The following is a 25375-nucleotide window of genomic DNA, read 5'->3' on the forward strand; positions in this document are numbered from 1 at the left end:
GGCGGCCCGGCCGCCACTTTTTTGTGGCAACGCACATGAACATCACCCAAGACACGGCGGTCACGCTGAACTACAAGATCCACGAACTGCTGCAGGGCGGCATCGCCGGCGCTGTGCTGGACAAGGGCGACGTGGCCTACCTGCACGGTGGCTACGACAACCTGTTTGCCAAGGTCGAGGCCGCGCTGGACGGCAAGGCCGTGGGCGAGTCGCTGACCGTGGACCTGAGCGTGGACGAGGCCTTCGGCCCCCACGACCCCAGCCTGCAGCGCACCATCCCCAAGGGCGAATTCCCCGCCGGCGTGAAGGTCGGCGGCCAGCTGCGCGGCACCAACGACCAGGGCCTGCCCCAGATCTACAACGTGGTGAAGATCAAGGGTCCCGTGGTCCAGCTGGACGGCAACCACCCCCTGGCCGGTAAGGCGCTGCGCTTCAGCTGCAAAATCACCGAAGTGCGTGCCGCCTCGGAAGAGGAAGTGGCGCACCGCCACGTGCACGGCGGCCACGGCCACCACCATTGAGCCCGCTGCGCCCCGCAGGAAGAACCGCCGTCAGGCGGTTTTTTTATGGTGTTTTCTCGAAAAACAGGAGCGTTTAGCGCAGACGGGACAAGGGCTGGATGCCGAAAAGGCTTGAAAAGTATGGATTCCGTCGTGCAGGGGGCTGGCTGGGGCCTGGGAGAGTTGGTGGTGGGCAGGCCACAGGGCGGTGCGCACGGACCGGGCCAGCGCATCTGGCCACGGCACCCCTGAGCCCAGGGGCGCGCACTGCCATGCCGGTGTGGTGCCATCGGTGAGCGCGTGTGTTATTCCCCACTGCGAATGGGGCTCCTGCCGGGAGCAGGCGTGCTTGGAGTGGTATAAATAAAAATAGTTCTCAATAATACTTCAGTTCATGCATTCTCCCGCCTTCCCCCTGCGACCGGTTGCGGTCGCTTTGTCGTTCTGGGCCCTGGGTTCGGCCGCATCCGCGCAGAACCAGGCCGCCGCCACCCTGGAGACCGTCACGGTCGAAGCCAGTGCCGATGCCTCGGCCGAAGGCCTGTCCAAGCCGTTTGCCGGCGGCCAGGTGGCACGCGGTGCGCGTGCGGGCGTGCTGGGCACGCAAGACATGATGGACGTGCCGTTCTCCGCCACCAGCTACACCAGCAGCCTGATCCAGGACCAGCAGGCCAAGAGCGTGGGGGACGTGCTGCTCAATGACGCCGGGGTGCGCCAGGCGCGCGGCTTTGGCAACTTCCAGCAGACCTATTTCGTGCGCGGCTTCACCCTGTACTCGGACGATGTGGCCTACAACGGCCTGTACGGCCTGGTGCCGCGGCAGTACATGGCCACCGAGTTTGTCGAGCGCGTCGAGGTGTTTCGCGGCGCCAACGCGTTCTTGAGCGGTGCGGGCGCCGGTAGCGTCAGCGGTGGCGGCCTGGGCGGGCTGATCAACGTGGTGCCCAAGCGCGCCAGCCATGAGCCGCTGAACCGGGTCACGGTCGGCGGCGCCAGTGGCGGGCAAAGCTATGCCGGGGCCGATCTGTCCCGCCGCTTCGGTCCTGACAACGCGACCGGCGTGCGCCTGAACCTGGCGCGCCGCAGCGGTGGCACCGGCGTGGATGACGAGAAGGCCCGCACCACCGTGGCATCGCTGGGCCTGGACTGGCGCAGCAGCCGTGCGCGCTTGTCGGCCGACCTGGGCTGGCAGGAGCACAATATGAGCGGCACGCGCCCCGCCGTCACGCCCAGCGCCGCGCTGCCCATTCCCCAGGCGCCGGACTCGGCCACCAACTATGGCCAGCCCTGGACGTACTCCAACAGCCGGGACCTGTTTGGCACCGTGCGCGGCGAGTTCGACTTCAACGCGCAATGGACCGGCTGGGCCGCCGCAGGCATGCGCCGTGGCAAGGAAGACAACCGCCTGTCGGGCCTGACGCTGTCCAGCGCTGCGGGCGATGCCACGGTCAACCGTTTTGACAACACCCGCGAAAACCACATCCAAACCGGCGAGCTGGGCCTGCGTGGCCAGTTCGCCACCGGTGCCATCACGCACGCGGTCGTGGCGTCGCTGAACCTGTTTGACTCCAGCGAGCGCAACGCCTGGGGCTACAACTATGGCACCGGCCTGAGCAACAACATATACCAGCCCGTGGCCCTGACCCCGCCGCCCCTGACCGGCTTTGGCGGCATCCTGGGCAGCCCGCGTGAAACCGAGCGCATCAAGAACACCAGCCTGGCTGTGGCCGACACCCTGGGGTTCATGGACGACCGTGTGCGCCTCACGCTGGGTCTGCGCCACCAGACCATCGAGGTGGAAGGCTTTGACGCCACCACGGGCGCCAGTTCGGGCCAGTACGAGAAAAGCCGTGTGACGCCGGTGGCCGGTGCCGTGTTCAAGCTGCGTCCCGACCTGTCGCTGTATGCCAATTACATCGAAGGCCTGGTCAAGGGCGGCACGGCGCCCGCGACCAATGGCGGCCAGCCGGTGCTGAATGCCGGGCAGGTGTTCGCGCCCTATGTCTCGCGCCAGAAGGAAGTGGGCCTGAAGTACGACGGCGGCCGCATCGGCGGCAGCGTCGCCTTCTTCACCACCGACATGCCCAGCGCCTATGTGGAGAACAACGTCTATGGCGTGTTTGGCGAGCAGCGCAACCGGGGCCTGGAATTCAACCTGTTTGGTGAACCGGTCAAGGGCCTGCGGGTGCTGGGGGGCCTGACCCTGCTGGACGCCACCTACCGCTCCACCGCCAACCAGGCCAACGACGGCCGCCGTGTGGTGGGGGTCCCGCGCAGCCAGGCCAACCTGGGTGCGGAATGGGATGTGCCCGGCGTGCACGGCCTGTCGCTCAACGCCCGCGCCATCTACACCGGGGCGCAGCAGGCGAATGCCGCCAACACCCTGCGCGTGCCCGCCTGGACCCGCCTGGACCTGGGTGCGCGCTACCTGATGGAGGTCAGCGGCAAGCTGGTCACGCTGAACGCCCGCATCGACAACGTGGCCGACCTCAGCTACTGGGCGTCCGTGGGGGGCTATGCCGCCAACGGCTACCTGGTCCAGGGCGCGCCCCGCACCTTCACGCTCAGCGCCAGCGTGGACTTCTGAGGCTAGGCTCGCATGCGTGAATTCTGGACCGTGGTCCACCGCTGGCTGGGCCTGACGGTGGCGCTGTTCCTCATCGTCGCCGGGGCCACCGGCGCCGTGATTTCCTGGGACCACGAGATCGACGAGTGGCTGAACGCCGACATCATGCACACGCCCGGCCGGGGTGCGCTGCAGGACCCGCTGGTGCTGGCCGCGGCCGTGGAGGCGCACGATCCGCGCGCCGAGGTGTCGTACATGACCCTGGGGCTGGAGGAAGGCCATGCCGCCTCGTTCCTGGTGCGTCCGCGCAAGGACCCGGCGACCGGCGCGCCCTATGTCCTGGGCTACAACAACGTGTTCGTCGACCCCGTGACCGCCCAGGTGACGGGCCAGCGCAACTCCAAGAGCCTGGTGCTGAGCCAGCGCAACCTCATGCCCTGGCTGCGCCACCTGCACGAAAGCCTGCACATGCCGGCTTTCTGGGGCAGTGACCGCTGGGGCTTCTGGCTGATGGGGGGCGTGGCGCTGATGTGGCTGATCGACAGCTTCGTGGCCCTGTACCTGACGCTGCCGCGCCGCCTGGCGGCCGTGCGCAGTGCGCGCGCGGCACCCGCACCGGCGCGCTCGTGGTGGGCCCGCTGGCAGCCCGCATGGGTGGTGCGCTGGCGTGCCGGCGGCTACAAGCTCAACTTCGACCTGCACCGGGCCGGGGGGCTGTGGGTCTGGCTGATCATCATCGTGGTGTCCTTCACCTCGTTCTCGCTGAACCTGTACCGCGAGGTGTTCTACCCGGTGATGCGCCAGATCTCGACCACCACGCCGGGCCCCTACGAAACGCTGACGCCCGCGCCGTTCGGCAGCTTCATTGAACCCAAGATCTCGTTCGCCCAGGCGATCGACATCGCGCGCGCGGAAGCCGAGCGCCAGGGCTTCGAGCACCCGCCCGGGGGCATCTGGTACGGCGGCGACTTCCCGTTCTACAACGTCTCCTTCTTCGACCCCAGCAACGAGCTGGGCGCGCAGGGCATGGGGCTGTCGAACCTCTACGTCAGCGCCGAGGACGGCGCGGTGCTGGGCCAGCACCGCCCCTGGCATGGCACGGCGGCCGATGTCTTCGTGCAGCTGCAGCTGCCCCTGCACTCCGGCCGCATCCTGGGCCTGCCCGGGCGCATCCTGATGTCGGTCATGGGGCTGATGGTGGTGATGCTGTCGGTCACCGGCATCGTCATCTGGGAGCGCAAGCGCCGCGCCCGCCGCGCGGCGGCGCGTGCCCCGCAGGGCCTGGTGGGCGACAGCGCCTGAGCGACGGGTCGGCGGCCTCGCTGCGGTGGGACTGGTGAAAAAGTGAGCGGTTAGCGCGCGTGTTTACTGGTTTTTGCTGCGTTTTGTATGCGAAATCACCGCAAGACGCGCGCGGGCTGCTCCTTTTTTTAGCGCCTGCGCAGCAGTGCCCGGCGCAGCAGGCGCGCGGCGCGGTCGCGGATGCGGAACGGGCTGTGGCCCACCGCAGGCTGGAACTTGGCACGCTGGCAGGCAGTCAGAAAGTCACCCAGCAGCACGTTGCTGTCGATGATGGGGCTGTCCGGGTGATGAAACTCCGGGTGCCACTGCGTGGCGGCGATGTAGCTCTGGCCCGGGGCCCGGCGGTAGATGGCCTCGGGGATGTGGTCGGGCACGCTCCAGGCCTCCACCTCGAAGCCGGGCGCCACGTCCTTGATGCCCTGGTGGTGGATGCTGTTGACCCGCGCCATGTAGGTGTTGGGGTAGAGCTGAGCCAGGCGCGAGCCCTTGACGATGTGGATGTCGTGCTGGTGCCGGTCGTAGGTGGTGGCATTGCGGTGCATCTGCGCGCCCGGCACCTGGGTCAGGATGTCCTGGTACAGCGTGCCGCCAAAGGCCACGTTGATCAGCTGCAGCCCGCGGCACACCCCGAAGATGGGCTTGCCCGCCTGGCTGAAGGCCTCGACCACGGCCAGGTCGTACAGGTCGCGCACGCGGTCGCCCAGCCATTCGGGGCGCAGCGGCTCCTCGCCATAGCTGCCAGGCCAGACATCGGCGCCGCCGTGCATGACCACGCCGTCCAGCCATTGCGCGTAATGCGCCAGGGTCACATCGCCCTTGGCGGTTTCGCCCATGGGGCAGGGCACCATCACCACCATCGCGCCCGAGGACATGATCCAGTGCGCGATCGACTGCTCCACGTACTGCAGGGTCTTGCCGGTGAACAGCGGGCGGCTGGGGTCGGCGTGGGAGAAGCAGGCGGACAGCCCGATCTTGAGGCGGCGCGAGGCAGGAGGGGACATGGCGACAGGCACGGCAGGGATGGCGATGCTTGGGTTTGTAACCGCGTCCCCGGGTTTTGTCATGTAGGAGAGCTGCCGCAACTGCCGCAGAACACCGCGCGATGGCTTTATCCAGACTATTAAGCGTGCTATGTATTTTGAGTGTATCCGGCCCCGCGATTGGGCCGGCATGTGGCGATGGGCTGACGTCGCGGCGGCAGTGGTCGGGTTGATCCGGGTCAATCAGGCGCCCTGGACTGACTTGCGGCGGCAGTTTTTGACCCCACACTGTGGTTGTCGGGCGGCAGGTGGCTGCAGCGCTGCTAGGATGTGTGCAGCAACCTGATTTCCGCTGGCCTCAGCAAAACCCGCCGTGCGATCAACGGCACGGCATTTGGTGATAAGGAGAGATGCATGCAAGTACAAGTCCATACCGACGCAACCATCCAGGGTGGCGATTCGCTGGAGACATGGGCCCATGAGGAAATCAACACCAAACTGGCCCGGCTCAAGGAGCATGTGGTGCGCGTCGAGGTATTCCTGACCGGGGTGGACGCCCTGAAAGCCACGGGCGGCCCGGGCAAGAAGTGCGTGCTGGAAACCCGGGCCAACGGCCGCCCCCCGGTGGCCGTGAATGCCGAGGCGGAAAAGGTCAAGGACGCATTCAATGCCGCGCTGGAAAAGCTGCGCCGCACCGTGGAAGCCGATCTGGACAAGCTGCGCGACAAGAACGGCCGTGAAAGCGTGCGCGGGGTGGACGACGCGGCCACCGGCACCAACGGCTGATTCCCACACCGCCACCGACAGTTTCTGTACCCCAAAGCCATGGCCGAGAGGCCATGGCTTTTTTCATGGGCCGGGCCCATGCAGGGCTGGCCTGCGGTGCCTTCTGGTTCAGGCCACCGCGGCCGTCAGCGCGCCGGGCGTGGTCAGCTTGTCGGCCACCAGCAGCGCGCGCATCTGCGCCTGGTCCATGATGCCCAGCTCCTCGGCCACCAGGGCGATGGGCTTGCCCGAGGCCATGGCCGTCTTGGCGATCTGGGCGGCCTTCTCGTAGCCGATCAGGGGGTTGAGGGCGGTCACCAGCGTCACCGACTCGTGGATGCGCGCGTCCAGCAGGGCGGTGTTGGCCTCGATGCCCTCGACGCAGTTGCGCTGCAGGGTGTGGCAGGCGCGGCCCAGGTGGCTCAGGCTCTGGTGCAGGGCCCAGGCCATCAGTGGCTCGAAGGCGTTGAGCTGCAGCTGCCCGCCTTCCACGGCCATGGTGATGGCCGCGTCATTGCCGATGACCTCGAAGCAGACCTGGTTCACCACTTCCGGGATCACCGGGTTGACCTTGCCCGGCATGATGGACGAGCCGGCCTGGCGTGCGGGCAGGCGGATGTCGCCCACGCCGGCCTGCGGGCCGGAGGACAGCAGGCGCAGGTCGTTGCTGATCTTGGACAGCTTGACGGCGATGCGCTTGAGGATGCCGGAGATGTCGGCAAAGGCGCCGGTGTCGCCGGTGGCGGCGATCAGGTCGCGCGCCTTGACCACGGGCACGCCGGACAGCGTGGCCAGCGTGGGCACCACCACGTCCACATAGCCCACGGGGGCGTTGATGCCGGTGCCGATGGCGGTGCCGCCGAGGTTGATCTCGCACATCAGGGTCGCCGATTCGCGCAGGCGCTGTTCATCGTCGGCAATCATCTGGGCAAAGGCCGTGAACTCCTGGCCCAAGGTCATGGGCACCGCATCCTGCAGCTGCGTGCGGCCGATCTTGAGGATGTGGGCGAACTCCCCGGCCTTGGCCTGGAAGGCGCCGCGCAGGGCGGCCAGTGCCGCCAGCAGGTCCTGGATGCCGAAGTAGGTGGCCAGCTTGACCGCCGTGGGGTAGGCATCGTTGGTGGACTGCGAGGCATTGACGTGGTCGTTGGGGTGGATCACGTCGTAGCGACCCTTGGGCAGGCCCAGGATTTCCAGCGCCAGGTTGGCGATCACCTCGTTGGCGTTCATGTTGGTCGAGGTGCCGGCCCCGCCCTGGATCACGTCCACCACGAACTGCTCATGGTGCTGGCCGGCGATCAGGCGCTGGCAGGCCTGGGCAATCGCATCCGCCTGGGTCTGGCTGATCACGCCCAGGCGCAGGTTGGCGGCGGCCGCGGCCTGCTTCACATGCGCCAGGGCGCGCACCAGGGCCGGCATCTGCGCCACGGTGTGGCCGGTGATGGGGAAGTTCTCCACCGCCCGGGCGGAGTGCACGCCCCAGTAGGCGTGGTCGGGGATGTCCTTGGGACCCAAAAAGTCGTGTTCCTGGCGCATGGCGGTGTGGCTCTCTCGTTGAATGGCGTGCCGACCCGCCAGACGTGCAAACGCCGCCCAGACAGGCGGCGTGCAGGGCCCGGATGGCGGGGCCGTGTGCCCGGTCGCAGGGCCGGGGGCGCTGCAGGGCATTGCCAGGAATTATGAAAGCCGTGCGCATGGGTTGCACCGCATTTGTGCATAGATGCCGTGCAATTGCACTTTTAAGGTGCTTTTTGCGTGTATTTGCCTAAATGAATCGCATAAAAATGATTAAATTGCATAGATCAGTGGTTTTTATCGCATATCGCACTGAAACAGTGCGAAAACATGGATGCAGAACGGTGCGTCTGTGGGCCTGGGTTCCTGCGGTCGGGGCGGTGATACGGCCCCCTGGCTGACAGACAGGGCGCGCGCGGCATGTTCAGATGGCAGGCCCAGCGCCGCCCACGGCCGCGCCCCGCAAACTAGGAGGAACCTATGACAACAATCCCAGAGACCGACGCCATCACCCAGTTGCCCGAACGCTTTCAGGCACGCATCGAAGGCCGGGTCCAGCACCGCGTGGGCGATGGCCCGCTGGACGATATCCCCCAAGGGCAGGAAGTGCAGGTGGACGTGGCCCTGGCCAGCATGGTGGTGTCCTGGACCAGCGAGGGCCAGCCGGTCACGGTGACCCTGGCACGCGAGGAGTTCATGTACTACGTGGACGAGGGCAGCATTGCCATCCTGCGCTGAGGCGCCGCCACCGGCCCTGGGGGCCATGGCACAAAAAAAGCCAAGTCGATGACTTGGCTTTTTTCATAGCTGCCAGCGCTTGATGGGCAAGCGCTAGAGCCTGTTTTTGGCAGGTAATCCGGAAGATTACTTGGCCACCACGCGCACCATTTCCAGGCACTTGTTGGAGTAGCCCCACTCGTTGTCGTACCAGGCCACGACCTTGACGAAGGTCTTGTCCAGGGCGATACCGGCTTCGGCGTCGAACACGGAGGTGCAGGTTTCGCCGCGGAAGTCGGTGGCCACCACCTTGTCTTCGGTGTAACCCAGCACGCCCTTCAGCGCGCCTTGCGACTGGGCCTTCATTTCGGCGCAGATTTCTTCGTAGGACGCTTCGGCGTTCAGTTCCACGGTCAGGTCGACCACGGACACGTCGGAGGTGGGCACGCGGAAGGACATGCCGGTCAGCTTCTTGTTCAGCTCAGGAATCACCACGCCCACGGCCTTGGCAGCGCCAGTGCTGGAGGGGATGATGTTTTCCAGAATGCCACGGCCGCCGCGCCAGTCCTTGTTCGAAGGGCCGTCCACGGTCTTTTGCGTAGCGGTGGCAGCGTGCACGGTGGTCATCAGGCCACGCTTGATGCCCCACTTGTCGTTCAGCACCTTGGCCACGGGGGCCAGGCAGTTGGTGGTGCACGAGGCGTTGGAGATCACGTCCTGGCCGGCATAGGTCTTGTCGTTCACGCCGAACACGAACATGGGGGTGGCGTCCTTCGAAGGGGCCGACATGATGACCTTCTTGGCGCCTGCGGCGATGTGCTTGCGCGCGGTTTCGTCGGTCAGGAACAGGCCGGTGGACTCGATCACGATGTCGGCGCCGACTTCGTTCCACTTCAGGGCGGCGGGATCGCGTTCCTGGGTCAGGCGGATCTTCTTGCCGTTGACGATCAGGGTGTTGCCTTCCACGGCGACTTCACCTTCGAAACGGCCGTGCACGCTGTCGTACTTCAGCATGTAGGCCAGGTAGTCGGGCTCCAGCAGGTCGTTGATGCCAACGATCTCGATGTCGGAGAAGTTTTGCACTGCAGAGCGCAGCACGTTGCGGCCGATGCGGCCAAAACCGTTGATGCCAACCTTGATAGTCATAGTTGCCTCGTTGCTATGGAATGTGAAAACAAAACCGGGTCACTGTACGTAAAACACCCGCCTCGGCCAAGGCGTGGGCGGGTGTTTCAGTCGTGATTACTTGTTGCGCTGGATCGCCTCGATCACGGTGGCGGCCACGTTTTCGGCGGTGAAGCCGAAGTGCTTGAACAGCACGGGCGCGGGGGCCGATTCACCGTAGGTGTCGATGCCCACCACGGCGGCGCAGCCGTACTTCCACCAGAAGTCGGTCACGCCCATTTCGACGGCGATGCGGGGCAGGCCGGCGGGCAGCACGCTGGTCTTGTACGCCACGTCCTGCTTGTCGAAGGTGGTGGTGCTGGGCATGGAGACCACGCGCACGGCAATCTTCTGGGCGGCCAGCTGCTTTTGCGCGGCCAGGGCCAGCTGCACTTCGGAGCCGGTGGCGATGATCACGGCCTGGGCCTTGCCCTTCAGGCCCACATCCTTGGGCTCGGACAGCACGTAGGCACCGTTGGCGATGTGGTCCAGCGCGTCTTCGCTCTTGGGTGCGTAGGCCAGGTTCTGGCGGCTCAGCAGCAGGGCCGTGGGCTTGTGCTTCTGGCTCAGGGCCACAGTCCAGGCCACGGCGGTTTCCGTGGTGTCGGCGGGGCGCCACACGTCCAGGCCGGGGATCAGGCGCAGCGAGGCGGCGTGCTCAATGGACTGGTGGGTGGGGCCGTCTTCGCCCAGGCCGATGGAGTCGTGCGTGAACACGTGCACCACGCGCTGCTTCATCAGGGCCGCCATGCGGATGGCGTTGCGGCTGTAGTCGGAGAAGGTCAGGAAGGTGCCGGCGTAGGGGATGAAGCCACCGTGCAGCGCAATGCCGTTCATGATGGCGGCCATGCCGAATTCGCGCACACCGTAGTTGATGTGGCGGCCGATCTGGCCGGCTTCGGTCTTGACCACGGCGCCCTTGGCATCCACGCGGAAGGCGGGGGTGGACTTGGTGTTGGTCAGGTTGGAGCCAGTCAGGTCGGCCGAGCCGCCCAGCAGTTCGGGCAGGGCGGCGGTCAGGCCTTCCAGGGCCAGCTGGCTGGCCTTGCGGCTGGCCACGGTGGCGCCGGCGTCATGCGCGTCGGAGGCGATCTGGGCGGCCACTTGCAGGAAGTTGGCGGGCAGCTCACCGGCCATGCGGCGGGTGAATTCGGCGGCCTGGGCGGGGAAGGCCTTGGCGTAGGCCGCGAACTTCTTGTTCCAGGCGGCTTCGGCCTTCTGGCCGGCGGCCTTGGCGTCCCAGTCGGCGTAGACCTCGGCGGGGATCTCGAAGGGCGCGTGCGTCCAGCCCAGGGCGGCGCGGGTCAGGGCGATTTCGTCGGCACCCAGGGGTTCGCCGTGGGCCTTGGCGGTGTTGGCGCGGTTGGGCGAGCCCTTGCCGATGCTGGTCTTGCAGCAGATCAGTGTGGGCTTGTCCTTGCTCTTCTTGGCCAGGGCGATGGCGGCGTCCACGGCGTCCACGTTGTGGCCGTCCACGGCGCGGATCACGTTCCAGCCGTAGGCTTCGAAGCGCGCGGGGGTGTCGTCGCCGAACCAGGGCGTGACCTGGCCGTCGATGGAGATGCCGTTGTCGTCCCACAGGGCGATCAGCTTGTTCAGCTTCCAGGCGCCGGCCAGGGCGGCGGCTTCGTGGCTGATGCCTTCCATCAGGCAGCCGTCACCCATGAACACGAAGGTGTGGTGGTCGACGATGGCGTGCTTGGGCTGGTTGAACTCGGCGGCCAGCAGCTTTTCCGCCAGGGCGAAGCCCACGGCATTGGTGATGCCCTGACCCAGGGGGCCGGTGGTGGTTTCCACGCCGGGGGTGATGCCCACTTCGGGGTGGCCGGCGGTCTTGCTGTGCAGCTGGCGGAAGTTCTTCAGCTCTTGCAGGGGCAGGTCGTAGCCGCTCAGGTGCAGCAGCGCGTAGATCAGCATCGAGCCGTGGCCGTTCGACAGGATGAAGCGGTCACGGTTGGCCCACAGGGGGTTGGCGGGGTTGTGCTGCAGGTGGCGGCTCCACAGCGCCACGGCCATGTCGGCCATGCCCATGGGGGCGCCGGGGTGACCGGAGTTGGCTTGTTGAACGGCGTCCATTGCCAGCGCACGGATTGCGTTGGCCATCATCGGGGTGTTTGCCATGGGAGATTGGCTCCGGGGTTGGTGTTGGTGCAAAGAATTGCGGGATTTTACCGGTGTGGGCTGGCGGCGGTTTCCAGTCGATTACATAGCCCCCTGCATCGCCTACAGTGTGGGCTGCTGCGTGCCTGCGCACGCCAGAGAAAACTGCTACGCCATGACTTTTGCCTCCCTTCCCGCCATGCTGCTGGCCGCCGGCCGCGGCGAGCGCATGCGCCCCCTGACCGACACCACCCCCAAACCCTTGCTGACGGTGCAAGGCCGTGCCCTGCTGGATTGGCACCTGGGGGCCCTGCAGCGCGATGGCGTGCGCCAGGTGCTGGTCAACACCGCCTGGCTGGGCGCCCAGATCCCTGCGCACCTGGATGCCGTCTGGCCCGCCCAGGGCCTGCAGCTGCAGTACTCGCACGAGCAGGACGACTTCGGCCAGGCCCTGGAAACCGCCGGCGGCATTGCCCGCGCCGTACCCCGACTGGGCGCCGCGTTCTGGCTGGCCGCAGGCGATGTGTACGCGCCGGACTTCGTTTTCGACGCGGCCCAGGCGCAGGCCTTTGCCGCGTCCGACGATCTGGCCCATGTGTGGCTGGTGCCCAACCCGGCGCACCACCCGGGTGGCGACTTTGGCCTGCAGGAAAGCACGCCCGGCAGCGGCACGGGCCGCGCGCTGAACCTGCCGCCCGCACCGGCCAGCCAGGCCGGTGCGGCACCGCGCTACACCTACAGCACCATCGCCCTGCTCAAGGCCGCGCTGTTTGCCGCGCCCTGGTGCGACATCGCCGCCGGCAACCCGCAGGGCGTGGCCGCGCCGCTGGCGCCGTTGCTGCGCCAGGCCATGGATGCGGGGCGCTGCGGGGCCTCGCTGTACACCGGCCGCTGGACCGATGTGGGCACGCCCGAGCGCCTGGCGGCCTTGAACCAGGCTACATAAAAAAGAGCGAGTAGCGCGCGCTGCGCCGAGGTTTTCAAGGCTTAGAGCTTTGAAACCCTGGCAGTACGACCGCGTGCAGCTCCTTTTTTTATTGGATGCGGCGCATGCCGCCGCGGCGGGGCCCGGGGGCGCCGCATGGGAGACCCGAGATGGTGGTGTGGGAATACGCGCAATTGTTCGTGGTGGTGGCCCTGGCGTCGATGTGCCAGAACCTCACGGGCTTTGCCTTTGGACTGATCTTTGTGGGCGTGGCCGGGGCCTTGCAGCTGATGCCGATTGCCGATGCCGCCAACGTGGCCTGCCTGCTGTCGCTGGTCAACGGCGCGGTCTATCTGCGCAGCCACCCGTTCGAGCCACGCTGGGACGTGCTCCAGCCGCTGGCCATCACCAGCCTGCTGGGCACGCTGCTGGGGCTGGCGCTGCTGCACTGGCTCAGCGGCAGCGCCCTGGGCGTGCTGCGCATGATCCTGGGCGCGGCCATCGTGCTGTGCGCCGTGGTCCTGCTGCTGCAGAAGGCGCAGCGCACGGCCCCCTCGCCCTGGCCGTCGACGTGGCTGGCCGGGGGGCTGGCGGGCGTGCTGGGCGGCTTGTTTTCCACGTCCGGCCCGCCCCTGGTCTACCACCTGTACCGCCAGCCGCTGTCGCCGCTGGTGGTGCGCCAGAGCCTGCTGGCCCTGTTCCTGATGGGCAATGTGCTGCGCCTGGGGGTGGTCATCGCCATGGGCGAGCTGGCCTGGTCCTCGGTGCTGGTCAGTGCGGTGGCCCTGCCCGTGGTGGCCGCCGTGACGTGGCTGGTGGCGCGGCATCCGCCGCCGCTGCCGCAGCGGGCCCTGCAGTGGCTGGTGTGCGCCTTGCTGATGCTGGCCGGTGTCAGCCTGCTGTGGGCCTGAACCCTGGCGCGCAGGGGCATTCGGGCGCAGTACCATCGGTGGCATGACTTCTGTTTACGCACAACGCCGCGCCCGCCTGGCCGCCCAATTGGGCGATGGCGGCATCGCCATCATTCCCACGGCACCGGAGCGCGGTCGCAACCGCGACAACAGCTATCTGTACCGGCATGACAGCTACTTCTACTACCTGACGGGCTTCACCGAACCCGGTGCCTGCCTGGTGCTGCGGGCTGATGGCAGCAGCACCCTGTTCTGCCAGCCCAAGGACCTGGAGCGCGAGATCTGGGACGGCTACCGCCTGGGCCCGCAGGCCGCGGTGCAGACCCTGGGCGTGAGCGAGGCCCTGTCCATCGACGACATCGACACGCGCCTGCCGCGCCTGCTGGAAAACCAGGCCACGGTCTGGTGGCCGTTTGCCACCCACGAGGGGCTGGCCGCGCGCGTCGAAGGCTGGCTGGGCCAGGTGCGCGCCCGCACCCGCGCCGGGGCGCTGTGCCCGGCGGCGCAGGGCGATGTCTGCACGCTGCTGGACGAGATGCGCCTGGTCAAGGACGCGCACGAGCTGGACCTCATGCGCCGCGCCGGCCAGATCAGCGCCCGCGCCCACATCCGTGCCATGCAGCGCTCGGCCCGCATGCTGCGCGCCGGTGAGGCCGTGTGCGAATACCACCTGGACGCCGAGCTGCTGCACGAATTCCGCCAGGGCGGCGCCAATGGCGTGGCCTATGAATCCATCGTCGCCGCCGGTGCCAATGCCTGTGTGCTGCACTACCGCGCCGACAAGGCGCCCGTGCGCGCCGGCGAGCTGGTGCTGATCGACGCCGGCTGCGAGCTGGACGGCTATGCCAGCGACATCACCCGCACCTTCCCGGCCAACGGCCAGTTCAGCGGCCCGCAGCGCGATCTGTACCAGCTGGTGCTGGCCAGCCAGAAGGCCGCGGTGGCGGTGACCAAGGCCGGCAGCCGCTTCAGCGATGCGCACGATGCCGCCGTGGCCGTGCTGGCGCAGGGCATGCTGGACGTGGGGCTGCTGGACCGCAACGTGTATGGCACGGCCCAGGACGTGATCGCGCAGCGCGCCTACTTCCAGTTCTACATGCACCGCACCGGCCACTGGCTGGGCATGGACGTGCACGACTGTGGCAGCTACGTGGAGCCGAGCGAGATCGACCAGAGCACGCAGCACACCGATGCGCTCAGCGGCCAGGTGGTGACCACTCGGCCCAGCCGCATCCTGCGGGCCGGCATGGTCACCACCATCGAGCCCGGCATCTACGTGCGCCCAGCGCCCGGCGTGCCGGAAGCCTTCCACCACATCGGCATCCGCATCGAAGACGATGCCGTGGTGACCGACACGGGCTGCGAGCTGATCACCCGCGGCGTGCCCGTGGAGGTGGCCGAGATCGAAGCCCTGATGCGCGATTAACCCCCCAAGAGAGACCTGTTTGATGAGCCTGCAAGACCTGTACATCCGCCGTGCCACCAAGATCGTGGCCACCCTGGGCCCCGCCTCGAGCGAGGTGGATCTGCTCGCCAAGATGATTGCCACGGGCGTGAACGTGGTGCGCCTGAACTTCAGCCACGGCACCGCCCAGGACCACATCGACCGCGCCAAGGCCGTGCGCGAGGCGGCCGTGCTGGCCGGGCGCGAAGTGGCCATCATGGCCGACCTGCAAGGCCCCAAGATCCGCGTCGGCAAGTTCGCCGACGGCAAGGTGCAACTGGTGGCGGGCGCCAGTTTCGTGCTGGACGCCAGCCGCAAGGAGCCGGGCGACCTGCAGGGCGTGGGCCTGGACTACAAGGAGCTGCCGCGCGATGTGAAGGCAGGCGACGTGCTGCTGCTCAACGACGGCCTGATCGTGCTGACCGTGGAGCGCGTGCTGGGCGATGCCGTGCACACCACGGTGACCATCGGCGGCGAGCTGTCCAACAACAAGGGCATCAACAAGCAGGGCGGCGGCCTGACGGCGCCGGCGCTGACGGCCAAGGACATGGAGGACATCAAGACCGCCATGGCCCTGGGCGCCGACTACGTGGCGGTCAGCTTTCCCAAGAACGCCACCGACATGGAAATGGCGCGCCAGCTGTGCACCGTGGCCTGCGCCGGCAGCGGCCACCGCCCCGGCCTGATCGCCAAGATCGAGCGTGCCGAGGCCATCCCGCTGCTGGAGGAAATCCTCAAGGCCTCGGACGGCATCATGGTGGCGCGTGGCGACCTGGCCGTGGAGGTGGGCAACGCCGCCGTGCCGGCACTGCAAAAGAAGATGATCCGCATGGCGCGCGACATGGACAAGGTGGTGATCACCGCGACCCAGATGATGGAGAGCATGATCACCAACCCCGTGCCCACGCGCGCCGAGGTCAGTGACGTGGCCAACGCCGTGCTCGACGGCACGGACGCCGTGATGCTCAGCGCCGAGACCGCGGCCGGCAAGTACCCGCTGGAGACCGTGCGCGAGATGGCCCACATCTGCGCCGCCGCCGAGGCGGCCGAGGACCGCAGCCAGGACGCCCAGTTCGGCGAGCGCGAATTCACCCGCATCGACCAGGCCATCGCCCTGGGCGCGCTGTTCACGGCCCACAAACTGGGGGCCAAGGCCATCGTGGCGATGACGGACAGCGGCTCGACCGCGCTGTGGATGAGCCGCCACCGCATCCACACGCCCATCTACGCGCTGACCCCCAAGGTCAGCACCCAGCGCAAGATGGCGCTGTACCGCAATGTGCGCCCGCTGCTGATGGACACCAGCGCTGAGCGTGACACCGCCCTGGTGCAGGCCGAAAGCCACCTGCGCATGCGCGGCATCGTGCAGTCCGGCGATGTCTACGCCATCACCTGCGGCGAGCCCATGGGCCAGCCCGGCGGCACCAACATGCTGCAGATCTGCCGCGTGCCCTGAGGGCGGCGCGGGCGCCCACCCCAGCGGGCTGGCGGGCGATTGCGCCGTGCCATGGTCAGCCGGGGTAGGGGCGGTTAAAATCGGCGGTTACGACGCGGTTACGGCCGCGCTACATTCCAACTTTTTTGACCGGACCACGACCATGCCTCTGATCTCGATGCGTGAAATGCTCGACCATGCCGCCGAAAACGGCTATGGCATACCCGCCTTCAACGTGAACAACCTGGAGCAGGTCCAGGCCGTGATGGCTGCGGCTGACGAAGTCGGCGCACCCGTGATCCTGCAGGCCAGCGCCGGCGCCCGCAAGTACGCTGGTGAGCCCTTCATCAAGCACCTGATCCAGGCCGCCGCCGAGATGTACCCCCACATCCCCCTGGTGATGCACCAGGACCACGGCACCACCCCCGAGGTGTGCCAGGGCGCGCTGAACCTGGGCTTCGGCTCGGTGATGATGGACGGCTCGCTGATGAGCGACGGCAAGACGCCTTCGTCCTTCGACTACAACGTGGATGTCACCAAGCAGGTCGTGGCCATGGCCCACCGCATCGGCGCCACTGTCGAAGGCGAACTGGGCTGCCTGGGCAACCTGGAAACCGGTGAAGCCGGCGAGGAAGACGGCATCGGCGCCGAAGGCAAGCTGGACCACAGCCAGATGCTGACCGACCCCGAGGAAGCCGCCCAGTTCGTGCAGGCCACGCAGCTGGACGCCCTGGCGATCGCCATCGGCACCAGCCACGGTGCTTACAAGTTCAGCCGCCCCCCCACGGGCGACATCCTGGCGATTTCCCGCGTCAAGGAAATCCACGCCCGCATCCCCAACACCCACCTGGTGATGCACGGCTCCTCCTCCGTGCCCCAGGAACTGCTGGCCATCATCAACCAGTACGGCGGCAAGATGAAGGAAACCTACGGCGTGCCCGTCAAGGAAATCCAGGAAGCCATCAAGTACGGCGTGCGCAAGGTGAACATCGACACCGACATCCGCCTGGCGATGACCGGCGCGGTGCGCAAGTTCCTGGCCGAGAACCCCGACAAGTTTGACGCCCGCGAATGGCTCAAGCCCGCGCGCGAAGCCGCCAAGCAGGTCTGCAAGGCGCGTTACCTGGAATTCGGTTGCGAAGGCCAGGGCGGCAAGATCAAGGGCTACAGCCTGGAGCAGATGGCCAAGAAGTACGCTGCGGGCGAACTGGCCCAGCTCGTGAACTGAGCGCACTGGCGCTGCCGGCGCCCAGCGCCTGACAGACCCCGGCCCGCAGGCACCGCCTGCGGGCTTTTTTCATTTCACCATGACTCCAGCACCGAACTTCGCTGGACTACGCCGAAGCCCGATACAGCAGGTTTATCAATAACTTAGGCGAGTTCAACATATGCCGGTGCTTTCCGAAACCTGACCCGGCTTCCCCTCTGCTGGCCCCTATGAGGCTCCTGGGAAACGGGTCTTTCCGAGGAGTCATCATGGCGAAAACCAAGCTCACCAAGACCGCTGTTGAGGCGGCGCAACCCCAGGCTCAGGCCGTCGAACTCCGGGACACGCTGGTGCCCGGCTTCCTGTGCAAGATTACACCAGCCGGCCGCAAGGTGTTCATGCTCCAGTACCGCACGAACGCCGGTGAGCGGCGCAAGCCCGCCCTGGGCCTGTTCGGGGAACTGACCGTCGAGCAAGCCCGCTCGCTGGCGCAGGAGTGGCTGGCGCAGGTGCGCCGGGGCAGCGACCCGGCCGCCGACAAGGCAGCGGCGCGCAAGGCCCCCACGGTCAAGGAGTTGTGCGAGAAGTTCATGGAGGATCACTCCAAGCAGCGCAACAAGCCCAGCACGCAGGACGGCTACCAAGGCGTCATCGACCGCAACATCATCCCGATGCTGGGTCGCATGAAGGTGCAGGACGTGAAGCGCCCGGATGTGGCCGGAACGATGAAGAAGATGGCGCACAAGCCGGCCGAGGCGAACCGCACATTCAGCGTGATGCGCAAGATGTTCAACTTGGCCGAGGTGTGGGGCTACCGGCCTGACGGCACCAATCCGTGCCGCCATGTCCCGACCTACCCCGATGGCAAGGCCACGCACCTCATCAGCGATGAGGAAATGGGCAAGCTGTTCCGGCATCTCGATTTTCTGGAAACCGACGGGCTGGGCCTAGACCATGCGGTTCTTCCGCTGGCGATCCGGCTGCAATTCGAGTTTGCGGCCCGCCGCTCGGAGATCGTCACGCTGCAGTGGGATTGGGTGGACTTGGAGAACAGGCGTGTGGTCTGGCCCGACAGCAAGACTGGCGGCATGTCCAAGCCCTTGAGCGATGAAGCCTGCCGGCTGCTGTCCACCGCACCGCGCCAGGATGGCTGCCCGCATGTGTTCCCGTCCCCCAACCATCCGGGACAGCATATGACCACGGGCGAGTATTACGGTGGCTGGACGCGCATCCTCAAGCGCGCTGGCGTGACCCATGTGGGTACGCACGGCGTTCGGCACCGCTCGGCCACCGACATTGCTAACTCGGGCATCCCGGTCAAGGTGGGAATGGCGCTGACGGCGCACAAGACCGTGGCCATGTTCATGCGCTACGTCCACACCGAGGATGCGCCGGTGCGCGCAGCGGCCGAGCTGGTGGCAAACCGGCGCCAGGCCATCGCAGGAACTCGACGCAGCGCGCCGGCCGAGGCAGCGACCGCCTGAACAGCTAGCCCGAATTGTTGTACCGCTGAAACGACAATTCGGGCTCTTGCGATCTATACCTGAACGGATATGATCATGGAGCAGAAACGAAAGCTGCTGTACTGGGAAGGCTCCTCGAAAAAGGACTTCAAGGACTTTCCCATCGACGTGCAGAAGGACATGGGCGTGGCGCTGTTCATCGTCCAGTTGGGCAGTACGCCGGATTCGGCCAAGCCTTGGAAGGGGCTGGGCTCTGGCGTGTACGAACTTGTGGAAGACCACCGGGGCGATACCTTCCGGGCGGTTTACACCGTGAAGGTGGGCGATGCGGTGCATGTGCTGCATGCGTTCCAGAAGAAGTCCAAGTCCGGCATCGCCACGCCGCAGCCGGACGTGGAGTTGATCGAGAAGCGGCTGAAAGCAGTGCTCGCCCGTCACGGGGCGAGCGGGAGAAAGTGATGATTCGCAATGAGCATCCCCAAGGCACCGACAACGTGCTGATGGATCTAGGCTTTGACGATGCCGAGGAACTGACGGCCAAGGCCGCGCTTGCGCTCAAGCTCAATACCTTGATCGACCAGCGCGGTCTGAGCCAGACCGAGGCGGCGGCGATCACGGGCATGACCCAGCCCAAGGTGTCGCAGGTGCGCCGCTACAAGCTCCAGAACATCTCGCTGGAGCGGCTGATGCAGGCGCTGGTGTCGCTGGATCAGCAGGTCAAGATCGTGGTGCAGCCTGCACGGCGGGCGCATGCGCCGGGGATTCTGGTGGCGGGCTGAGATTCATTTTTTGAGTTGGCCAACTTCCCCAACATTGAGTGGAGCCTGTGCGGCGATGCAGTCAAGCCGGGCCAATGGAGCGCAGATGAGAAGAAGCAGGCCCCATGGTGAAGCAATGGCCGAGCTGTACCGCAGCGATCCGGCTCTGGCGCTGGAGGTCATCCAAGGCATCGAAGCGGACAGCGATCACGCCGAACTGCCAAGCGTGCTGCAGCAGGTAGCGCAAGCTCTCGGTGGAATGGAGAGCAGCCCGATCATTGAATCCCTGCGGGGTGAACTGGTTGCGCTGTGCGCGGGAGGCGCTGTCAGCCGGGAGGTGGTGCAGGCATTTGATGCGCTGCTGGCGCAGGATGGAGATGGAGATTGTCGTATCGCTGATACGACAATTGCTCACGCCCCTTGAGTCCATTCGCCAGACACTGTCTGGCGAATTTCCTTCCAGGTCTTCGGGGCTGGCAACCACATCCCCGGCGTTGGCAATTTCCCAGACAGTGTCTCGGAAATTCGATCTGTTCCTGCCAAGCGGAGTCAGAAAACAGTGATGACTGAATGAGCCTCAGGGCGTGCCGGCACGCAGTGCCGCCAGACGCTAATTGCCTTGAAGCCCATCCGCCTGGTCATGTTTTGACCAAACCCCGTCTCAGCGGTGAGCATGGTCAATGTAATATAGCCCCCTAGGCTATATTGACTGACCTCGCCATGTCCCACACTTCCCGAGAAAAAGCCAAGCTGATCGCGCGCGTGCGCCGCATCAAGGGTCAGCTTGAAGGCATCGAGCGCGCCCTGGAAGCAGATGCAGCCTGTGTCGAGGTGCTGCGCCAGATCGCGTCCGTGCGTGGCGCGGTCAACGGCCTGACTGCGGAGGTGATGGAAGACCATCTGCGCGAGCACGTCATCGCGCCATCGACCGACAAGGAACGCCACCAGGGCGGCGAGGAAATGATCGAAGTCATTCGGGCCTACATGAAATGACCTTGTTGCCCGCGCCTCTCATTGCAGAAATTCAGCCATGAATCTCCACGCCCCCACCACGCCCGCACACGACCATTTCTTCCTCGGCGCTAACCACCAGCGCAACGAGAGCAAGGTATGGCTGGTGATTGCGCTCACGGCCAGCATGATGCTGGTAGAAATCGTTGCGGGCACCGTCTATGGCTCGATGGCGTTGGTGGCGGACGGCTGGCACATGTCCACCCATGCGGGTGCGATGCTGATCACCGCGCTGGCCTACCGTTTCGCGCGCCGGCATGCCGGCAATCCGCGTTTCACCTTCGGCACGGGCAAGCTCGGAGACTTGGCGGGATTTGCCAGCGCGGTGGTGCTGGCCCTGATCGCCTTGCTGATTGGCTGGGAAAGCCTGGTGCGCCTGACCCAGCCAATCCAGATCGACTTCAACCAGGCGATCGCCGTGGCCGTCGTGGGGCTGCTCATCAACCTGGTCTGCGCCTGGCTGCTGAAGGATGACCACGCGCACCATGCCCATCACGGTCATGCGCATGGGCATGGGCATCACCACGATCACGACGACGATCACCATGCGCCGGGCAAGGGACGGGACAACAACCTGCGTGCGGCCTATGTGCATGTGCTGGCCGATGCCCTGACCTCCATCCTGGCCATCGTCGCGCTGCTGCTGGGCCGCAGCTATGGCTGGCTCTGGGCCGATCCGCTCATGGGCGTGATTGGCGCGCTGGTGATTGCCCGCTGGTCATGGGGGCTGATCCAGGACTCCGGCAGCGTGCTGCTGGACGCCGCCGCCGAGGGGCAGGAAGTGCGGCAGGAGATTCGGGAGGCGATGGAGCCCACCGGAAGCCATGTCACCGATCTGCATGTCTGGCAGGTGGGGCCGGGACATTTCGCGGCCATCGTTTCGTTGATGGCCAGGGAACCGAAGGAGCCCGTGCACTACAAGGCGCTGCTGGCGCATATCCACGAGCTGTCGCATGTCACGGTCGAGGTGCAGCGGGCCACCACATGACGATGCACCTCCCCCTCAATCATTCTGGCATTCATTGGCAAACTAGAATCGCATGATGCGCCGCAAGTTCGCCCTTGCCCTGATGTTGCTCTCCATGCTGTGGCAGTCCCTTGCCATAGGAGGGCAAGCTGCGGCATTCGCGGATGTTCACGAAGTGGCGCATATGGCGATGCACTCGCTGAGCGAGGCGCACCACCACCATGACGATGGCTCGGTCGTCCAGGACGACTCCGACGAGTCCCGGCAGCATGTCGTTGCCGATGGCGGCGTGAGCAGCCCCTTCCTATGGGCTGTCACATCCTTCTCGCTCATTCCCACCGGTTCCGCGCGTCCGCCCATGATGGACGAATGGCCACTGCCGCCGCCTGTGCTCGACGGCCCGCGAAGACCCCCCCGGCTGTCCTGACCTTCTGAAAACTCCTCCCCCCGCTGCGCTCCCCGCGCGGCCGGGCTGTTTTCAAGCCGGCGATTCCCTCATCTCTTTGCCCGCCCGCGCATGTCCATGTGGGCAGGCATCGCGTGCCTGTGGATCGCCATCGAATGAGTCAGGACTTTCGTGAAACCCGTTCCTTGGTTCGTGGCCTGCGCCATCGCAGGCTGTGCGGCTGTGGGGGGCGCCTTGCCCGCCGCCGCGCAAACCCCTTCGCCAACTCTCCCAGCCCCTCCGGCTGACAACCTCCGAGTCACCCTGGCCGAAGCCGTGGAGGCCGCATGGCAGCGCGCCGTGCAGGCACGCGAAGTTCAGGCCCAGGGCCGGCGCGCCCAGGCCGAGCAGACCGCCGCCTCCAGCCTCTGGGCCGCGCCACCGGCGCTCGAACTCAACCACCGCAATGACCGCTGGCAAACCAACGTCGGGCGGCGCGAGAACGAGATCGGCGTCGCATTGCCGCTGTGGTTGCCTGGTCAGCGCGACGCACGTTCCGCTGCGGCTGGCGCCGAACTCCAGCTTGCCGATGCGCAAACCCAGGCCGCGCGCCTGCGGGTGGCGGGCCTGGTGCGCGAGGCGGCCTGGCGCTGGTCGGCGGCCCAGGCCGAAGCCGATGCGGCCGAAGCCCAGGTGCAATACCTGCAGCGCCTGTCCGACGACGTGCAGCGCCGTGTCCGCGCCGGCGACCTGGCGCGCGCCGATGCCCTGGCGGCGCGGGCCGAGCTGCTGGATGCCCAATCCCTGGCGGGCGAGGTGCGCCAGAAGCGCCAGGGTGCGCAGGCGCAGTGGCGCAATCTGACCGGCCTGGAGGCCATGCCGGAGATGGCACCTCCATCCACGCCATCGGCGGGACTCGACGTTGCGACCAGTGACGTGCACCCCGAACTGCGACTGGCCGCGCAGGCCGTGGAACGGGCGCGCAAGCGGGTGGGCGTGGTCAACACATCCCGGCGTGATCCGCCCGAGCTGCTGCTGCGCTACCGTGAAGAATCGCCGGGCACCGGCCAGACGACTCAGCGCAGCATCGGCATTGGCGTGCGCATCCCCTTTGGCACCGATGGCCGCAATGCGCCGCTGCAAGCCGCTGCCCTGGGCGAACTGGATGTCGCTGAAACCACCGAACTGCGACTGCGCGAGCGCCAGGAAGCCGACCTCGGCCTGGCCCGCTCGGCCATGCGCAACGCTGCCCGCCAACTCGAAGACGCCCGCGACCGCGCCGCGCTGCTGCGCGAGCGCACCCAGCTCATCGACAAATCGTTCCAGGCTGGAGAAACACCGCTGCCCGAGCTGCTGCGCGCAGCCAATGCCGCCGCACAGGCGGATGCCGCCCTGGCCCGCCAACAAGCGGCGCTGGGCCTGAGCCAGGCCCAACTGCAACAAACCCTCGGACTCCTTCCATGAATTCCCTATCCCTTTCCCGACGTGGCTCGTGGTCCGGTGGCTGGCAGCAATGGCTGTCCGGCGCCGCGGTGGCCTTCCTGCTGATTCTTTCCAGCGCGGGTACCTGGGCTGCGCCCGGCGCCCATGGCCCCAATGGCGAACACCTGGACACTCCCACGGCGGCGGCAGGCAGCGCCAGCACCGCGCCGCGCATGGAGGCCCGCTCCGAGAGTTTCGAGCTGGTCGCCCACCTCCGGGGCGATGAGCTGTCGATGCTCATCAACCGCTTCGAGACCAACGAGCCGGTGCTCAAAGCCCAGGTCGAGGTTGAATCCGGCACGGCGAAGGCGACCGCCAAGTTCCACGAGGACATGGGCGACTACGCCGTCGATGACCCGGCTTTCCTCAAGGCGCTGAAGGCCCCGGGGTCGCATCCGCTGGTGGTCACGATCCTGGCCGGCGAGGAGTCGGACCTGCTGGAAGGGACGCTGCAAACAGGCCCGGCAACCACGGCCAGTGGCGATGACCACGGACATGCACACGATGGCGCTGGACACAGCGACGGGCACGGCATCCCCAACGTGGTTTGGGTCGTGCTCGTGATGCTGTTGTTGGCAGCGGCCAGCGCCTGGAGGACCCGCCGTTCCCGCAAAGCCCAAGGAGGCGCCCAATGAACACCCGTCTGATTTCTGTGTCGATTCTTGTGACGGCCATCCACATGCTGGCGGCTGGGAATGCCTGGTCGGCCCCTGGCGCGCATGGCCCCAACGGCGAACACCTCGATGCGCCGCAGGCTGTGAATGTCAACGGGCTGATGCGCCTGCCCGACGGCAGCGTCAACGTGCCGATGCTCGCGCAGCGGCGCATGGGCATCCGTACGCAGATCGTGGCCGCTTCGCAGGCACAGGCCACGGTGGAGCTGGCGGGCCGCGTGGTGATGGACCCGAATGCCGGTGGTCGCGTGCAGGCGGTGCATGGCGGCCGCGTCGAGGCCGGCCCACATGGCCTGCCCGTCGCCGGACAGGCAGTGCGAAAAGGCGAGGTGCTGGCCTATGTTCGCCACCATGCCGAACCCTATGCCCAGGCAAACCAGGAAGCGCAACTGGCCGAACTGCGCAGCAGCCGCCAGCTTGCCGCCCAGCGCGTTGAACGCCTGCAGTCGCTGGAAGGCACGGTGCCGCGCAAGGACATCGAGGCCGCGAAAGCCGAGTTGCAAAGCCTGTCCGCACGAGAAAAAAGCATTGGCGCCAGCCTGGGCGCACGCGAAGCACTGGTGGCCCCGGTCTCGGGCGTGATCGCCCGTGCGCAGGCGGTGGCCGGCCAGGTGGCCGATGACCGCGAACTGTTGTTCGAGATTGTCGATCCCTCCCGGCTGATGGTCGAGGCCTCGACCGCGGACGCGGCGCTGCCGGCCCGCATGGCCGGCGCTTCGCTGCGCGAGGCGCCCGGCGCACGCCTGCAACTGGTGGGTGCGGGTGGCGCGCTGCGCGACGGCGTGATGCCGGTCAACTTCCGCCTGCAAGCCGCTGGCGCAGGGCAAGCCCTGCCGCTCGCGGTGGGCCAGCCCGTGACGCTGATTGCCCAGCTTGCCGAGCGCATCGAAGGCTTCACGCTGCCCGCTCAGGCCGTGGTGCGCAATGCCGCCAACGAGCAGGTGGTGTGGATCAAGTCGGGCGCGGAGCGCTACATCCCGCAGCCGGTGCGCGTGCGCACGCTGGACGCGGCCACGGTGGTCGTGGTGCAAGGGCTGGGCGCGGACAACCGCGTCGTGGTCGAAGGCACCGCGCTGCTGGCGCAGATCCGCTGAGGAGCACGCC

At 66.7% G+C, this 25375-nt stretch carries 24 protein-coding genes; 20 read left to right on the forward strand and 4 right to left on the reverse strand.

Features of this window, described 5'->3' with window-relative positions; all coding sequences use genetic code 11:
- Positions 1-35 precede the first annotated feature (35 nt).
- The 3 genes from FYM52_RS03620 to FYM52_RS03630 all read left to right on the forward strand — a co-directional run bounded on the left by FYM52_RS03620 (position 36) and on the right by FYM52_RS03630 (position 4368).
- Positions 36-521 (forward strand): peptidylprolyl isomerase, encoded by a 486-nt coding sequence (locus tag FYM52_RS03620; RefSeq protein WP_043378616.1) that lies wholly within the window; start codon positions 36-38, stop codon positions 519-521.
- A 373-nt stretch (positions 522-894) separates the two neighbouring features.
- Positions 895-3087, forward strand: a complete 2193-nt coding sequence (locus FYM52_RS03625; RefSeq protein ID WP_154163126.1) for a TonB-dependent siderophore receptor — start codon at positions 895-897, stop codon at positions 3085-3087.
- Between the two features lie 12 nt (positions 3088-3099).
- Entirely contained in the window at positions 3100-4368 is a 1269-nt protein-coding gene (locus FYM52_RS03630) for a PepSY domain-containing protein (protein ID WP_154163127.1), read from the forward strand.
- A 128-nt stretch (positions 4369-4496) separates the two neighbouring features.
- Here the strand turns inward: FYM52_RS03630 and FYM52_RS03635 are convergent, their stop codons facing one another.
- On the reverse strand, positions 4497-5369 hold the full coding sequence (locus FYM52_RS03635) for a gamma-glutamyl-gamma-aminobutyrate hydrolase family protein (protein WP_154163128.1): 873 nt from the start codon (positions 5367-5369) through the stop codon (positions 4497-4499).
- A gap of 393 nt (positions 5370-5762) precedes the next feature.
- Here FYM52_RS03635 and FYM52_RS03640 point away from each other — a divergent pair, with 393 nt between their 5' ends.
- Positions 5763-6134 carry an HPF/RaiA family ribosome-associated protein gene (locus FYM52_RS03640; RefSeq protein WP_042415921.1) on the forward strand — a complete coding sequence of 124 codons (372 nt, stop codon included), beginning with the start codon at positions 5763-5765 and terminating at the stop codon, positions 6132-6134.
- 108 nt (positions 6135-6242) lie between these two features.
- Here FYM52_RS03640 and FYM52_RS03645 read toward each other — a convergent pair whose 3' ends face one another.
- A complete protein-coding gene (locus FYM52_RS03645; protein ID WP_154163129.1) occupies positions 6243-7649 on the reverse strand; it encodes an aspartate ammonia-lyase in 1407 nt (468 codons plus the stop codon).
- Between the two features lie 459 nt (positions 7650-8108).
- Here FYM52_RS03645 and FYM52_RS03650 point away from each other — a divergent pair, with 459 nt between their 5' ends.
- A complete protein-coding gene (locus tag FYM52_RS03650) occupies positions 8109-8366 on the forward strand; it encodes a hypothetical protein (RefSeq protein ID WP_042415910.1) in 258 nt (85 codons plus the stop codon).
- Positions 8367-8492: 126 nt separating this feature from the next.
- Here FYM52_RS03650 and gap read toward each other — a convergent pair whose 3' ends face one another.
- Together gap and tkt are read right to left on the reverse strand one after the other, a co-directional pair.
- Complete coding sequence (gene gap / locus FYM52_RS03655) at positions 8493-9491, reverse strand: type I glyceraldehyde-3-phosphate dehydrogenase (protein ID WP_154163130.1); 999 nt, start codon at positions 9489-9491, stop codon at positions 8493-8495.
- 96 nt (positions 9492-9587) lie between these two features.
- Positions 9588-11630 (reverse strand): transketolase, encoded by a 2043-nt coding sequence (gene tkt / locus FYM52_RS03660; protein WP_045265874.1) that lies wholly within the window; start codon positions 11628-11630, stop codon positions 9588-9590.
- A 154-nt stretch (positions 11631-11784) separates the two neighbouring features.
- On the opposite strand from tkt, the gene FYM52_RS03665 reads away from it, so the two are divergent.
- The 15 genes from FYM52_RS03665 to FYM52_RS03735 all read left to right on the forward strand — a co-directional run bounded on the left by FYM52_RS03665 (position 11785) and on the right by FYM52_RS03735 (position 25365).
- A complete protein-coding gene (locus FYM52_RS03665; RefSeq protein ID WP_154163131.1) occupies positions 11785-12555 on the forward strand; it encodes a nucleotidyltransferase family protein in 771 nt (256 codons plus the stop codon).
- A 149-nt stretch (positions 12556-12704) separates the two neighbouring features.
- Complete coding sequence (locus tag FYM52_RS03670; RefSeq protein WP_042415898.1) at positions 12705-13445, forward strand: TSUP family transporter; 741 nt, start codon at positions 12705-12707, stop codon at positions 13443-13445.
- Between the two features lie 43 nt (positions 13446-13488).
- Positions 13489-14871 carry an aminopeptidase P N-terminal domain-containing protein gene (locus tag FYM52_RS03675; RefSeq protein WP_154163132.1) on the forward strand — a complete coding sequence of 461 codons (1383 nt, stop codon included), beginning with the start codon at positions 13489-13491 and terminating at the stop codon, positions 14869-14871.
- Between the two features lie 37 nt (positions 14872-14908).
- Positions 14909-16345 carry a pyruvate kinase gene (gene pyk, locus FYM52_RS03680; RefSeq protein WP_154163195.1) on the forward strand — a complete coding sequence of 479 codons (1437 nt, stop codon included), beginning with the start codon at positions 14909-14911 and terminating at the stop codon, positions 16343-16345.
- A gap of 142 nt (positions 16346-16487) precedes the next feature.
- Positions 16488-17552 (forward strand): class II fructose-bisphosphate aldolase, encoded by a 1065-nt coding sequence (gene fba / locus FYM52_RS03685; protein ID WP_154163133.1) that lies wholly within the window; start codon positions 16488-16490, stop codon positions 17550-17552.
- 248 nt (positions 17553-17800) lie between these two features.
- Complete coding sequence (locus FYM52_RS03690) at positions 17801-19015, forward strand: site-specific integrase (protein WP_043371948.1); 1215 nt, start codon at positions 17801-17803, stop codon at positions 19013-19015.
- Between the two features lie 75 nt (positions 19016-19090).
- Positions 19091-19453 carry a type II toxin-antitoxin system RelE/ParE family toxin gene (locus FYM52_RS03695; protein ID WP_043371950.1) on the forward strand — a complete coding sequence of 121 codons (363 nt, stop codon included), beginning with the start codon at positions 19091-19093 and terminating at the stop codon, positions 19451-19453.
- Positions 19453-19773 carry a helix-turn-helix domain-containing protein gene (locus tag FYM52_RS03700; protein ID WP_043371951.1) on the forward strand — a complete coding sequence of 107 codons (321 nt, stop codon included), beginning with the start codon at positions 19453-19455 and terminating at the stop codon, positions 19771-19773. Before FYM52_RS03695 ends, FYM52_RS03700 begins: the two co-directional genes overlap by 1 nt.
- A gap of 115 nt (positions 19774-19888) precedes the next feature.
- Entirely contained in the window at positions 19889-20176 is a 288-nt protein-coding gene (locus tag FYM52_RS18850; protein ID WP_311231422.1) for a hypothetical protein, read from the forward strand.
- Between the two features lie 296 nt (positions 20177-20472).
- Positions 20473-20745 (forward strand): metal/formaldehyde-sensitive transcriptional repressor, encoded by a 273-nt coding sequence (locus tag FYM52_RS03710; protein WP_043371954.1) that lies wholly within the window; start codon positions 20473-20475, stop codon positions 20743-20745.
- Positions 20746-20782: 37 nt separating this feature from the next.
- Positions 20783-21751 carry a CDF family Co(II)/Ni(II) efflux transporter DmeF gene (gene dmeF / locus FYM52_RS03715; protein WP_154163134.1) on the forward strand — a complete coding sequence of 323 codons (969 nt, stop codon included), beginning with the start codon at positions 20783-20785 and terminating at the stop codon, positions 21749-21751.
- Positions 21752-21803: 52 nt separating this feature from the next.
- A complete protein-coding gene (locus FYM52_RS03720; RefSeq protein WP_051962158.1) occupies positions 21804-22157 on the forward strand; it encodes a hypothetical protein in 354 nt (117 codons plus the stop codon).
- Positions 22158-22307: 150 nt separating this feature from the next.
- Positions 22308-23579, forward strand: a complete 1272-nt coding sequence (locus FYM52_RS03725; protein WP_043371958.1) for a TolC family protein — start codon at positions 22308-22310, stop codon at positions 23577-23579.
- Positions 23576-24232, forward strand: coding sequence for a hypothetical protein (locus FYM52_RS03730; protein WP_154163135.1), 657 nt, complete (start codon positions 23576-23578; stop codon positions 24230-24232). Before FYM52_RS03725 ends, FYM52_RS03730 begins: the two co-directional genes overlap by 4 nt.
- Positions 24229-25365, forward strand: a complete 1137-nt coding sequence (locus FYM52_RS03735) for an efflux RND transporter periplasmic adaptor subunit (RefSeq protein WP_043371960.1) — start codon at positions 24229-24231, stop codon at positions 25363-25365. The genes FYM52_RS03730 and FYM52_RS03735 overlap by 4 nt, the downstream gene beginning before the upstream one ends.
- Positions 25366-25375 lie beyond the last annotated feature (10 nt).

Origin of the sequence: Comamonas sp. CAH-2 (assembly GCF_009668305.1) — a bacterium.
In the GTDB taxonomy this organism is placed as follows: Bacteria; Pseudomonadota; Gammaproteobacteria; order Burkholderiales; family Burkholderiaceae_C; genus Comamonas; species Comamonas aquatica.